General features: G+C 61.4%; 18 protein-coding genes and 2 pseudogenes. 12 read left to right on the forward strand and 8 right to left on the reverse strand.

Features of this window, described 5'->3' with window-relative positions; translation table 11 throughout:
* The 6 genes and pseudogenes from CCR96_RS09190 to CCR96_RS09215 form a co-directional block, all read right to left on the reverse strand.
* Positions 1 to 554 (reverse strand): Rpn family recombination-promoting nuclease/putative transposase (locus CCR96_RS09190; protein WP_338035853.1); only part of this gene is annotated, 554 nt, incomplete at its 3' end.
* A 57-nt stretch (positions 555 to 611) separates the two neighbouring features.
* A pseudogene (locus CCR96_RS09195) lies at positions 612 to 995 on the reverse strand (sugar phosphate nucleotidyltransferase); the annotation flags it as partial.
* Between the two features lie 390 nt (positions 996 to 1,385).
* Complete coding sequence (locus CCR96_RS09200) at positions 1,386 to 1,613, reverse strand: hypothetical protein (protein ID WP_201219831.1); 228 nt, start codon at positions 1,611 to 1,613, stop codon at positions 1,386 to 1,388.
* Positions 1,610 to 1,891 carry a DUF4258 domain-containing protein gene (locus CCR96_RS25530; RefSeq protein WP_201219832.1) on the reverse strand — a complete coding sequence of 94 codons (282 nt, stop codon included), beginning with the start codon at positions 1,889 to 1,891 and terminating at the stop codon, positions 1,610 to 1,612. Before CCR96_RS25530 ends, CCR96_RS09200 begins: the two co-directional genes overlap by 4 nt.
* Before the next feature lie 47 nt (positions 1,892 to 1,938).
* On the reverse strand, positions 1,939 to 2,130 hold the full coding sequence (locus tag CCR96_RS09210; RefSeq protein WP_201219833.1) for a hypothetical protein: 192 nt from the start codon (positions 2,128 to 2,130) through the stop codon (positions 1,939 to 1,941).
* A 39-nt stretch (positions 2,131 to 2,169) separates the two neighbouring features.
* Positions 2,170 to 2,505 carry a glycosyltransferase family protein gene (locus CCR96_RS09215; protein WP_201219834.1) on the reverse strand — a complete coding sequence of 112 codons (336 nt, stop codon included), beginning with the start codon at positions 2,503 to 2,505 and terminating at the stop codon, positions 2,170 to 2,172.
* Between the two features lie 167 nt (positions 2,506 to 2,672).
* On the opposite strand from CCR96_RS09215, the pseudogene CCR96_RS09220 reads away from it, so the two are divergent.
* The 12 genes and pseudogenes from CCR96_RS09220 (at position 2,673) to CCR96_RS09275 (ending at position 8,872) form a co-directional block, all read left to right on the forward strand.
* A pseudogene (locus CCR96_RS09220) lies at positions 2,673 to 3,020 on the forward strand (polysaccharide biosynthesis protein).
* A complete protein-coding gene (locus tag CCR96_RS09225; protein ID WP_201219854.1) occupies positions 2,972 to 3,133 on the forward strand; it encodes a hypothetical protein in 162 nt (53 codons plus the stop codon). Before CCR96_RS09220 ends, CCR96_RS09225 begins: the two are co-directional and overlap by 49 nt.
* Positions 3,130 to 4,278 carry a UDP-4-amino-4,6-dideoxy-N-acetyl-beta-L-altrosamine transaminase gene (gene pseC, locus CCR96_RS09230; protein WP_201219835.1) on the forward strand — a complete coding sequence of 383 codons (1,149 nt, stop codon included), beginning with the start codon at positions 3,130 to 3,132 and terminating at the stop codon, positions 4,276 to 4,278. Before CCR96_RS09225 ends, pseC begins: the two co-directional genes overlap by 4 nt.
* Positions 4,275 to 4,700, forward strand: coding sequence for a hypothetical protein (locus CCR96_RS09235; protein ID WP_242518792.1), 426 nt, complete (start codon positions 4,275 to 4,277; stop codon positions 4,698 to 4,700). The genes pseC and CCR96_RS09235 overlap by 4 nt, the downstream gene beginning before the upstream one ends.
* Positions 4,697 to 6,037, forward strand: coding sequence for a hypothetical protein (locus tag CCR96_RS09240; protein ID WP_201219836.1), 1,341 nt, complete (start codon positions 4,697 to 4,699; stop codon positions 6,035 to 6,037). Before CCR96_RS09235 ends, CCR96_RS09240 begins: the two co-directional genes overlap by 4 nt.
* A gap of 148 nt (positions 6,038 to 6,185) precedes the next feature.
* Entirely contained in the window at positions 6,186 to 6,527 is a 342-nt protein-coding gene (locus tag CCR96_RS09245; RefSeq protein ID WP_201219837.1) for a hypothetical protein, read from the forward strand.
* On the forward strand, positions 6,524 to 6,790 hold the full coding sequence (locus tag CCR96_RS09250) for a type II toxin-antitoxin system HicA family toxin (RefSeq protein ID WP_201219838.1): 267 nt from the start codon (positions 6,524 to 6,526) through the stop codon (positions 6,788 to 6,790). Before CCR96_RS09245 ends, CCR96_RS09250 begins: the two co-directional genes overlap by 4 nt.
* Positions 6,791 to 6,829: 39 nt before the next feature.
* Complete coding sequence (locus CCR96_RS09255) at positions 6,830 to 7,048, forward strand: cytidylyltransferase domain-containing protein (RefSeq protein ID WP_338035854.1); 219 nt, start codon at positions 6,830 to 6,832, stop codon at positions 7,046 to 7,048.
* A complete protein-coding gene (gene pseG / locus CCR96_RS09260; protein ID WP_201219839.1) occupies positions 6,990 to 7,781 on the forward strand; it encodes a UDP-2,4-diacetamido-2,4,6-trideoxy-beta-L-altropyranose hydrolase in 792 nt (263 codons plus the stop codon). Before CCR96_RS09255 ends, pseG begins: the two co-directional genes overlap by 59 nt.
* The gene (locus CCR96_RS09265) at positions 7,782 to 8,021 is read left to right on the forward strand and encodes a DUF1640 domain-containing protein (RefSeq protein WP_201219840.1); all 240 of its coding nucleotides are present in this window, start codon (positions 7,782 to 7,784) and stop codon (positions 8,019 to 8,021) included. It begins immediately after the preceding gene.
* Positions 8,022 to 8,039: 18 nt separating this feature from the next.
* Positions 8,040 to 8,255, forward strand: coding sequence for a hypothetical protein (locus CCR96_RS09270; protein WP_201219841.1), 216 nt, complete (start codon positions 8,040 to 8,042; stop codon positions 8,253 to 8,255).
* 146 nt (positions 8,256 to 8,401) lie between these two features.
* Positions 8,402 to 8,872: a DUF29 domain-containing protein gene (locus CCR96_RS09275; protein ID WP_201219842.1), complete on the forward strand. Its 471-nt coding sequence runs from the start codon at positions 8,402 to 8,404 to the stop codon at positions 8,870 to 8,872.
* Between the two features lie 452 nt (positions 8,873 to 9,324).
* Here CCR96_RS09275 and CCR96_RS09280 read toward each other — a convergent pair whose 3' ends face one another.
* Together CCR96_RS09280 and CCR96_RS09285 are read right to left on the reverse strand one after the other, a co-directional pair.
* Positions 9,325 to 9,747: a DUF4351 domain-containing protein gene (locus CCR96_RS09280; RefSeq protein WP_338035855.1), complete on the reverse strand. Its 423-nt coding sequence runs from the start codon at positions 9,745 to 9,747 to the stop codon at positions 9,325 to 9,327.
* A gap of 48 nt (positions 9,748 to 9,795) precedes the next feature.
* Complete coding sequence (locus CCR96_RS09285; protein WP_201219843.1) at positions 9,796 to 10,635, reverse strand: Rpn family recombination-promoting nuclease/putative transposase; 840 nt, start codon at positions 10,633 to 10,635, stop codon at positions 9,796 to 9,798.
* Positions 10,636 to 10,948 lie beyond the last annotated feature (313 nt).

Consider the following 10,948-nt stretch of genomic DNA (forward strand, 5'->3'; position numbering starts at 1 on the left):
GCTCGGCGTTGGCGCGCCATCAGAGCCACAACTGCAGGCTCGTTGTTGGCGGTGCTCAGTGAAACACCGCCTCCGGGGTTTCTGCGGTCAGGATGCGATCTGACCACTCCAGCAGCGTCTCGGCATCGGCCGCTTGGATCTGTTGGCGCAGCCGGACATCGGTGGGGCCGAATTTGCATAATGGGATCTCCCGGTGCGGTTTGTTCCAACAAGCGGCGGGCGTCATCCTCCTCCACCCGTTGTGTCCCTTGCACATCATAGCGCAGCAGCGATTCCAGACTCTGCAGCGCAGTGTCGCGATCGGCGATCTGGTCGATCAAGGCGATCAACCGCTGCAGATGCTCCAGCGGCTGGTCGCTGAAGATCCAGCGTAGCGCCAACTGGACCAGACGGGTCAGCACATCGCCTTTGATCTCGGCGTCGCTGCGCGGCGAGAGATCCTGCAGCGCGTAGCGGAATTGTGGCACGTAGGGCTTGAGCGCCTCTGGCAGCGGCCGGATCAGGGCGTGGAAGTCGCTCGGCATCCGCCAGCGGCGCTGGCCGTGATAGAGCACCAAGGGGTAGACCGGCGGCAGGGTCTTGGCCTCGGGATGCTGCTTGCGGTAGGCCCCTCACCCCTCCCCAAAATGCACATCAAACTCCGCCCGAGCCAGCTCCAGATCCGGATGTCGGCCAATATCCAGCCAATACTCAATAATCGGATAGGTCAGCAGGCGCTTCTGCTCCGCCAACAGCATGGTCATCAGATCGGTCATATCCGTCCGTTGGCCCTTGGGGATGCGCTGTCGTAGCTCGGGGTTCAGTAGGTAGATACCGGCATTCACGTAATGCCGATACACCGGCTTCTCGACGATGCCCTGGATGTGATCGTCCTCTTGTAGCAAGACCCCGTAGGGCACGGAGATGTCATAGCGCACCGCGCCAACGGTGAAATCGCTCTCCTCCTCGCGATGAAAATCCAGGATCTTGCGGAAGTCGGCCTTGGTCAGCAGATCACCATTGGTGACTTAGCTGCTTTAAATGTGCCATTATTTCCACTAACGATAACGGTTGGATTCTCAATGGCATCCAAAGTTTCATGGAAATAACTTGCCGGCCTTGATCATAACCCCGGCCAAGACCAACCATAACGGTCGGCTTTAGGCCAACGAGGAAGTTGGCAGAACCCTCAGTTTCTCATACCCTTGGAGAAGGAAACTAACCTTGGGTTGAGAAACATGATTGAGGACTCTGCCAACTCGAACTCTAGTGAAAATGCGGCGGGAGCGCCAGGGGTTGATCGGGTGCTGCCGGATAGTTGGCCGCAATGTTTCCTTCGACTAAATCAGCGAGTTTCCTCTTGCATCGCGGGGCGAACCATATAAGCCCCCTTAATTCCCTGATTTTTAGCCGGTGATTGTTAAGTCTGAACTTCCTGCGTTGTATTTTGCGAGCAGCTCCCGAATTATAGGCACAAGTTCCAATGGAACCTCAATAAGTGTTTGGCCAGATAATTCGAATGCGGCTTCGTCTTCTGCTACGGCTTCGTCTTCCGTCTGGGTTTCGTAATGCTCTAGTACCTTGGCAACTCTGCCCTCGTCCCAGCCTGGTGGAAAAACATTTTTATTCATCATGATTTTCGCCTGTGTCTGCGCCTAAACGCCGTTAACGGTTTACCCTTAAGGTCGTAAGCTGTGATCACAAAAACGCTATTTGGTTCCGGATCAGGCACATAAATGACCCTTAAAAATCGCCCCGAATCGGTTTGGCCAATAGAAATTCGTGAGACTTCGGTGCTTGGGCGATCCTCTGCCGGATTCAACAGTATCGTTTCCACCTCTTCTTCAGAGACGCGATGATTGTAAATGTGCGGTAGATCTGTTCGTGGATCAATAAAAAACCGGATATTCATTCGCGGTAAATAATATGGTTACGTGTTTAGTCCCGGTAGGTACCGCGTCACGGATCGACGCTTGTCTGGAACGCACCCGCAGTGGTCGATGCGATGATCCTGCTCGAGACCGGCTCTTTGCGCTGGGGGATCAGCTGCTCGACTGGGCACTTCGCCATCCCGAGCAGGCCGTGGACTGACCGCCGCCGGGTGAAGCTTTCACGGAAGTAGACGTCATGGGGATTGTTGATCTCGTCCATGGCGACGACTGTATCCGGATTCGGCCGAAACCGCGAGCGTCAGCCTCCGGCCGCACTCAAGCGCGCCAACAGCGCAGCCCAATCCTCACGGCACTTGACCTGTTGGCTGTCCTCTGGCGACATCTCAATGGAGGCGACACGTTCGCCAAACAGGCTGCCGGTGTGTAAGACCTCGGTCCAGATCCCAAGGACCGCGCCGTTGAAACGAAACAGGCGCTCACGCTCATAGACCAACGGCTGGAAGCGGCCGGGTTTGAGCAGCTCGAGGCCATGGCGTCCATGGGTGAACATGGGCTCGCCTTCCTCGGTGACCGAGACCACCGAGTCCGTCGCCGTGGTGAGCAAGACGTGGACGGCGTTGTCGATTGTCGACATGGACGGCGCAACGCAAGCGCGTGTGGAGCCACCCAACCTTGCCCCAGCGCAACCCCAAGCCACATCACCGCAGGCAAACAGGCCCAAGATCGATTAAGCTCAGTGGCTTGCGCAATCCCCTACCGCGGCCGTCCTGGAACGCCCTCGGGAGATACCGGGAGACACCGATGCACCACATACAAGGCCTGCTCATCACCGGCGGCACCGGCTCCTTCGGCCAGGCCTTCGTCAAGACCCTCTTGGCCGAGCATCCGCACATCCAGCGCCTGGTGGTCTACAGCCGCGATGAACTCAAGCAGTTCGAGATGGAACAGGTGTTCAGCCCGGCCGACTAGCCGGGACTGCGCGACTTCATCGGCGATGTGCGCGACTACAAACGCCTGCATCGGGCGCTCGAAGGCATCGACACCGTGGTGCATGCCGCCGCGCTCAAGCAAGTACCCGCCGCCGAGTACAATCCCTTCGAGTGCATCAAGACCAACATCCTCGGCGCCCAGAACCTGATCGAGGCCTAGAAGGGTTCGCCTACAGCAGCGGCACCAATCCGGACTTCCTCAGCGTCGAGCAACTGCGTGCGCTGATCCGCGCGCATCTGGACCCGCACTTCAGCGTCAACGACCCGGCATGATCCCCTACGGCTGCCAAGCCATCACCGAGGCCGACATCGCCGCGGTCGAGGCTGTGCTGCACTCGGACTTCCTCACCCAAGGCCCCGCCGTGCCCCGCTTCGAGCAGGCCGTTGCCGCCAAGGTCGGCGCGGCCCATGGCGTGGCGGTCAACAGCGCCACCAGCGCCCTGCACCTCGCCTGCCGCGCGCTCGATCTCGGCCCCGGCGACTGGCTCTGGACCTCGCCCAATACCTTCGTCGCTAGCGCCAACTGCGCCCGCTACTGCGGTGCCCGAGTGGACTTCGTCGACATCGACCCGGACACCTACAACCTCAGCGTCGAGGCCCTCGCCGCCAAGCTGGAGCAGGCCGACAAGACAGGCCAACTACCCAAGATCGTCATTCCGGTGCACTTCGCCGGCCAGCCCTGCGACATGGCGGCGATTGGCGAGCTAGGCCGCCGCTACGGCTTCCGCATCATCGAGGACGCTTCCCACGCCATTGGCGCGCACTGCGACGGCGAACCGGTCGGCAATGGCCGCCACAGCGCCATCACCGTCTTCAGCTTCCACCCGGTGAAGCTCATCACCACCGGCGAGGGCGGCCTGGCCACCACCAACAACCCCGATCTGGCCGAGCGCATGAGTCGCCTGCGCAGCCACGGCATCACCCGCGACCCGGCGCGGATGCAGGGTGAGCCCGCTGGCCCCTGGGACTATGAGCAGATCGAGCTGGGCTACAACTACCGCATGACTGACATGCAGGCCGCGCTCGGACTCAGCCAACTGCAGCGCCTCGACGACTACATCGCCCGCCGACAGGCGCTGGCCGAGCGCTATGATCAGCGGCTCGCCGAGCTGCCGGTGCGCACGCCCTATCAAGACCCCAAACACCGCTCAGCGCTGCACCTATACTCGATCCAAGTTGCCGACGGCGCAACCCGCGCCAACAGCTTCCAGGCCCTGCGCGATGCGGGAATCGGCGTCAACGTGCACTCTATTCCGGTGCACACGCAGCCCGACTATCAGCGGCTCGGCTTCGCCAAAGGTGACTACCCAGTGGCCGAGGCCTACTATGAGCGCGCGATCAGCCTGCCGCTTTACCCGGGGCTGACCGAGGCACAGCAGGATAGAGTTTGCCTGCACCTAAACGAGGCACTGCCATGAAACCCCGGCGCAACAGGTACAACACCAAACGCAAGCTTGTCTCAGCGCAGGAGAAGGACCGCTCCTTGGCCAGTCGCATCAGCTACGGCGGCAATCCCGAGCACAAACGCAATCCTGGGGACTTTGGACTGACCCCGCCAGCCGCGCATCGTCGCGCCGACAAATCCTTATGCGATGATACCGGCGTCCTAACGCGCGCTGCGGCCCTCAACTTGCTTCGTGCCGGCATCCTCCGGCGCGGGCTGATCAGTGAGCAAAGACGCAATGGCTGGCCGCAGAACATCTGGGCAGTCACCGATGCTGGCGAACCGCTCGAAGCCATGTTGGAGAACCCCGAGCAAGGCGCCTATCATGGCTACCCCATGCCCGCAAACGATCCGTTCAGGACCGAGATCCTCAAGCGCTGGCAACAACGGCCATGAGCAGCCCATTCGCCTTCGACATCCAATTCTCGCCCCGCGAAAGCGCCGCGCGCGATGCATTGGATCGGGTTGCCGAGGCCGAGATCGGCCTCTTCGCCGGCATCCTCTGTCTGACCGAGCTCGAAGACCGCATGGCGAGGACGGTTCGTCCAACCTTCAGGGCCAGCACCTACCGACTGACGTTCTGGCTAGCTGAGAACTGGTGGCGGCTGTGTTGGGAGCCAGAGGCTGACCACCTCGACTGGCAGTTGTCACACAACCTGGCCGCCATCGGCGCAGGCTACCTGTGGCCCTCGCTGACCTTCATCAGTGATGGCGAAGACGTCACGCTGCGAATGCGATCGAGCACCGTCGCGGCGACCGAAGACATCCGTTACCTCGTCCAACAAGACCTTCGCATCAGTCTCGACGCCTGGGTGAGTGGCGTCGATCGGTTCATCGGCGCGGTGATCGAACGGATGCGTACCTCTGGCCACAAAGACACCGAGCTGGAAGCACTCTGGAACGAGATCCAAGAAGAGCGCCGGGATGCGCAGACGGCACGCTGGCGAAAACTGGAGGCCTTGGCGGGCCTCGATCCAGGCGCGGAATCGGGCGCGTTTCTCGACACCTTGCTGGCTCGCCAATCCGAGATCGGCCCGTCTGGACTAGAAGAGTTGGTTGCCGCGTGCAAAGACGCGACGCAAGCCACCCTGAATAGGCTCGCAAACATCCGCGAGCACAGTGCATCAGGGCTCGCCATGCCGAATCTCGAATCCTTACGGCAGCGGATTCACGAACAACTCAATAGCAAGCGCGTTTCAAACAGCCTGACTGAAGCACAGGAGCCACCCTGGCAACGGGCTTACGAGGTCGCTGATGCCGTGCGTGATGACTGGGCCCTCGGGTCCGGCGCAATCAGCAATGCACAGCTTGCCGAGGCCTTGGGCGCAGAGCAACAGCTGCTGCTCACCCCGAACGCATCAACACTCTCCCCGATCTCCGCTGGTTTTCGGGATGAACACAGCGGCCACTTCGCCGTCGCCATCGGGGCGCGCGCGCCGACAGGCAGGCGTTTTGCCGTCGCCAGGCTCTTGGGCGACTACCTCGCGACCAGCGACGCCGAACGCCTACTGCCAGCAACCACGACCAAGACCGCCCGGCAGAAATTCCAGCGCGCGTTCGCGCAGCAGTTACTCTGTCCGGTCGAAGACCTGAAAGCCTTTCTGGATACCGAGCACCCGAGTGACGACCACATCGAAGAAGCTGCGGCCGAGTTCCACGTCTCGCCGCTATTGATCAAGACGACACTCGTCAACCAAGGATGGCTAGGTCGCGAGTTCTTGCAAGCGTTCTGATGCGGTCAGGCAACAATCAAATGAAACTCTGTGTTATCCCCGCCCGCGGCGGCAGCAAGCGCATCCCACGCAAAAGAACATCTGCGACCCAGCGCAGATACAGGATCGCTCGGACAAGAACCGCGGGGTTGTCAATGGAGAGCCCGCAATGAGACCACAAGATCTGACCCTCCGTTGCTACGCCGAACAGCAGGGCGACTGCCTTTGGATCGCGGTTTGCGTGGACCTGTGCCTCGCCGCACAGGGGAAAACCTATCGAGAGGCCCGGCAAAAGCTCAATCATCAGATCAAGGAGTACGTTTTTGACGCCTTGGCGGGTGAGGATCGCGCCTACGCCAATCAACTGCTTCGCAGAAAGGCCCCGCTGCGCCAGCGGCTCAAGTACCAACTCATCCACCTGCACCTATTCGGCCTCCTGTTCCGACAGCGGGTGCGTGATTTCATCCCCAAATTGCCGCTCGTACCGTACAACAACCACTATGCGCGATGAGCCGCTGGCCGCCGCTCGACTGCTCAGACGTCAAGAAAGCATTGAAAAGTCTTGATTTCGAGCCCCGACCGCAGAAAGGCACCTCCCATGAGCAATGGGTCAAGCGTGTCGATGGAAAGCTCTACAAGGTCACGGTTGACTGCCCAAAGGCCCCGTTTAGTCTGACCCTGGTCGATTCGATGGCAGCTCAAGCGGGAATCTCGCGACGCGCGCCCTATCAAGCTGCCGATAAAAAGAAAAAATGGACGTGGCTGTGGAGATAACCGTGCATCAACCTGATTCCAAACCGGAAGGATCGATTGTTGTCAATAACATCTAACCTCTGCGTCATCCCCGCCCGTGGCGGCAGTAAGCGCATCCCGCGCAAGAACATCCGCGACTTCTGCGGGAAGCCGATGATCGCTTGGTCGATCGCTGCCGCGCAGGCATCCGCTTTGTTCGAGCACATTATCGTCTCCACCGATGATCCTGGCGATCGACGACCTGGCCAACCGCCGCCACGCCTGCGACCTGCTGCTTGACCAGAACGTCGCCCCAAATGCCGAAGCGCGCTACGCCGACCGGCTGCCGGCAAGCGCCCAATGCCTGCTCGGTCCGCGCTACGCCCTGCTGCGGCCCGAGTACGCCGAGGTACGGCAACGGCTGAGGCGCTGCACGAGCGCGAACCCCAGCGACCCGGAGGCTCAACGCGACGACCCCGGCCAACGCGAGCAACAACCAGTACGCCGCGTGCTGATCTTCTTAGGCGGCACCGACCTGGACGATCTCAGCGGCCGCGCGCTCGAAGCCCTGAGCGCCCCCGACCTCGCCGCGCTCAGCGTCGATTTGGTCATCGGCGCCAACAATCCGCACCGCGAGCGGCTCACCGCGCTAGCGCAGACAAGAGGCAACACCCAACTACACCCGCCACGCCCGCACCTGGCCGACCTCATGGCCGAGGCCGATCTCGCCATCGGCGCCGGCGGCACCACCACCTGGGAGCGCTGCTGCCTCGGTCTGCCGAGTCTGGTCATCAGCATCGCCGAGAACCAGCGCCCAGCCTGCGAAGCGCTGGCTGCAGCGGGGGTGATCGCGTATCTTGGTCACCAAGATAGCGTGACGACTGAGCGGCTCCGCGACGCCATCCAAACTTTGCGGAACGATGCACAGCAGCGTCAACGGCTATCAGCAGTCAGCGCTGCATGCGTCGACGGCAGCGGCGCACGGCGAGTCAACTTGGCGATGCAACGATTCCCGACAACGAGGATGCCCTGAATGAGCGTCACCGCTTTCGACACTCACCGCTTTATCCAAACGCTCCGGCGGGCCAATCTTCCTGAGGAACAGGCGGAAGCCATTGCCGAGGCCTTCCGCGAAGCCATCGGCGAGGAGATCGTCACCAAGGATTATCTGCGCGCTGAGATCGAGAGCGCAAAGGGCGATCTGATCAAGTGGATCGCCGGTCTCCTGCTCGCCCAGGCGGTGCTGGTCTCCGCGCTGGTCAAACTGCTCTGAGCCGAGGAATCGCTCCCGATGCCCCTTGAGCCGCTCACCGAGTCCGACCTCGAGCTGATCCTCCCCTGGCGCAACGCCCCCGCCGTGCGCCGGGCCATGGTCAGCCACCACGAGATCAGCCTCGACGAGCACCGCGCCTGGTTCCAGCGCCTGCAACAAGACCCCAGCCGCCGCTGGTATCTGTTTCAAGGAGAGTTTTTATCCGCGCCGGCGGCCGGCGGACAGCCGGCTTGATCCGGAGCAGCCACTGGCGGAGCAGTTCGATCTGCTGAGGGTGGTGGATCATGCGCGCTATCCGGCGTTCTTCGAGTGCTGGGGCAAGCGCTATACTCTGACGCTTTCAGAAACCGAGCCGCCATCCCAGTCATGAGGATTGCCGAATGACCAGCACCGCCACCTACGAGACCGATTTCCTGAGCTGGACGCAGGAGCAATCCACATTGCTGCGCGCGGGGCATTGGGCGCACATTGACCAAGTGCACATTGCCGAGGAGCTGGAAGACATGGGAAGAGAGCAAAAACTCGCCCTGCAATCGTTGCTGCGGCAAATCCTGGTGCACTTGCTGAAACTCGACTACTCACCGGCTCAATCCCCAAGAAACCACTGGGCCGAAGAGATCATTGAATTCCGCGATCAGGCGCAAGCTCGAATCGACGCAACGCCCAGCCTCAAGCATCATGCCCCCGAGCTGTTCGACCAGGCTTGGAAGCAAGCACGGCGCGCCGCAGAGAAGACCTTTGCCCTGCATGGTGAGACAGTCACCGTCCCGGAGTGCTGTCCGTATACACTTGCGCAGGTGCTCAACCCGGATTTCTTTCCTGCTTCAGCACCTAAAGCGAGACAGCCATGAGCATGGTTTTGGAGGAACAAAACGCAGTCCTTGAACGCTATTTGGCGCGGCATTCTTCGGAATATCGAGCCATGATGTGCTCCTCTCGCCCTCTACGATTCTTAAGACTCGTAACAAGGGCAGGCGGTCGAGTCGGCCGAGGGAACTGCCCCTCAGCCGCTCACAGAACCCGGCGTGAGCCTCTCGACTCACCGGGCTCCTGTTGTTCCAACCGCAAAGTCACAAACGGTTTTGTTGTCATCGGGGGTTCATCCTCCGCAAGGAGTTGACCCAAGATGCAACGGGAACAACCCGACCCCTTTGCTCGGCCGCCATTACAGCCGCGTCAACGCTCATACGGGTCGGTCCGTCCTCGGACCCTGCATCGGTACTCTGTGCCTTGCTTTTCTTCGCTTGGCAGGCTCCCGAGGGATGAGGTGATGAGGCCATTCGCCAGCAGGCCAACGCGCTGCTCAGTGAAACACTGCCTCGGGGGAATCAGCGGTCAGGATGCGATCGGACCACTCCAGCAGCGTCTCGGCATCGGCTTCCTGGATCTGCTGACGTAGCCGGACATCGATGGGGCCGAATTTGCGCTCCATCTGGCGCAGCAGCATCTCGGCCTTGCCCTGCTCGCGGCCCTGTTCAATATACCGATCAATAAAGGTCTGCATGATGGGATCTCCCGGTGCGGTCTGTTCCAACAAGCGGCGGGCGTCATCCTCTTCCACCCGTTGTGTCCCTTGGACATCGTATCGCAGCAGCGATTCCAGACTCTGTAGCGCGGTGTCGCGATCGGCGACCTGGTTGATCAAGGCGATCAACCGCTGCAGATGCTCCAGCGGCTGGTCGCTGAAGATCCAGCGTAGCGCCAACTGGACCAGACGGGTCAGCACATCGCCTTTGATCTCGGCGTCGCTGCACGGTGAGAGATCCTGCAGCGCTTAGTGGAATCGTAGCACAGAGGGCTTGAGCGCCTCTGGTAGCGGCCGGATCAGGGCGTGGAAGTCGCTCGGCATGCGCCAGCGGCGCTGGCCGTGATAGAGCACCAGCGGGTAGACCGGCGGCAGGGTCTTGGCCTCGGGATGCTGCTTGCGGTAGGCCTCGCCCTGCAGCGTGATGTAGCGCAACAGTTGCAGCAAGACCCAATCGTCGGTCTGGCGCTTGTGCTCAAACAGGATGTAGACGTGGAGTGCCAGGGTGGCTGGCGCGGCTGTTTGATCGAGCGTGGCGGGCGCATCGGCCGGATCACGCGCTGCCACATCGGCTTGATCAGCCATGGCCTGGGCGGCTTCGCCCTGCTCTGCTGACGGCGATGGTGCGACCGGATGGCGAGCGCCTTGCACCGATGCCTGCTCAGGCGCGGCGGGATCAACCCGCTCAGGCTGCGCTGAATCAGCCCGCTCGGGCTCTGCTGGATCAGCCTGCTCGGGCGCTGCTGGATCAGCCCGCTCGGGCACCGCTGGATCAGCCCGCTCAGGCCCTGCTGGATCAGCCCGCTCGGGCCCTGCTGGATCAGCCCGCTCGGGCGCCGCTGGATCGGCCTGCTCGGGCGCCGCTGGATCGGCCTGCTCGGGCACACGCCATCGCAGCCGATAGACCAGATCCGAATACGACGCGCGCAATTCCTTGGAGACGTCGCTGTCCTTGCTGATCTCCAGGCTGTCGAGATCCACCACCTCAAGCTCAGCCGGCAGGTGCTGGCGCAGGAAGTCTTGCGCGATCTCGCGCCGGGTGAAGCTCTCGCGGAAGTAGACGTCGTGCGGGTTGTTGATCTCATCCATGGCGGTGGACTTTACTCGGATTGCAGCCTAACGGCGAGCCGCCTGCCGCTCGCGGCATTTAGTGGTACGTCCCTGATTCTTGCATCCCGAGGCCAAGGTCGATAAGACGGTCTCTGAGTACGACCTGGCCGCCGAGATTGCTCGCACCACCGATGGGCTCAACATTGCGGCTTGGCAGGCTCCCTTATGGCGGAGGCTTTCGCCAGGATGAAGTCGCTCCGCAGCCAGCTTGCGCTCCAGCCAAATCCTTAACGCGGCGTCGTGAAGCGGGATCGACCCCGCTTCAAATAACCATCCGGCGCCACGCTGATCA

Source organism: Halochromatium roseum, from assembly GCF_016653315.1.
In the GTDB taxonomy this organism is placed as follows: Bacteria; Pseudomonadota; Gammaproteobacteria; order Chromatiales; family Chromatiaceae; genus Lamprobacter; species Lamprobacter roseus.

Coding starts and splice junctions, on each gene's coding strand:
- CCR96_RS09200 (WP_201219831.1), bottom strand. CDS start 1,613: ATGATGAATAAAAATGTTTTTCCACCAGGCTGGGACGAGGGCAGAGTT.
- CCR96_RS25530 (WP_201219832.1), bottom strand. CDS start 1,891: ATGAATATCCGGTTTTTTATTGATCCACGAACAGATCTACCGCACATT.
- CCR96_RS09210 (WP_201219833.1), bottom strand. CDS start 2,130: ATGGACGAGATCAACAATCCCCATGACGTCTACTTCCGTGAAAGCTTC.
- CCR96_RS09215 (WP_201219834.1), bottom strand. CDS start 2,505: ATGTCGACAATCGACAACGCCGTCCACGTCTTGCTCACCACGGCGACG.
- pseC (WP_201219835.1), top strand. CDS start 3,130: ATGATCCCCTACGGCTGCCAAGCCATCACCGAGGCCGACATCGCCGCG.
- CCR96_RS09235 (WP_242518792.1), top strand. CDS start 4,275: ATGAAACCCCGGCGCAACAGGTACAACACCAAACGCAAGCTTGTCTCA.
- CCR96_RS09240 (WP_201219836.1), top strand. CDS start 4,697: ATGAGCAGCCCATTCGCCTTCGACATCCAATTCTCGCCCCGCGAAAGC.
- CCR96_RS09245 (WP_201219837.1), top strand. CDS start 6,186: ATGAGACCACAAGATCTGACCCTCCGTTGCTACGCCGAACAGCAGGGC.
- CCR96_RS09250 (WP_201219838.1), top strand. CDS start 6,524: ATGAGCCGCTGGCCGCCGCTCGACTGCTCAGACGTCAAGAAAGCATTG.
- pseG (WP_201219839.1), top strand. CDS start 6,990: ATGATCCTGGCGATCGACGACCTGGCCAACCGCCGCCACGCCTGCGAC.
- CCR96_RS09265 (WP_201219840.1), top strand. CDS start 7,782: ATGAGCGTCACCGCTTTCGACACTCACCGCTTTATCCAAACGCTCCGG.
- CCR96_RS09270 (WP_201219841.1), top strand. CDS start 8,040: ATGCCCCTTGAGCCGCTCACCGAGTCCGACCTCGAGCTGATCCTCCCC.
- CCR96_RS09275 (WP_201219842.1), top strand. CDS start 8,402: ATGACCAGCACCGCCACCTACGAGACCGATTTCCTGAGCTGGACGCAG.
- CCR96_RS09285 (WP_201219843.1), bottom strand. CDS start 10,635: ATGGATGAGATCAACAACCCGCACGACGTCTACTTCCGCGAGAGCTTC.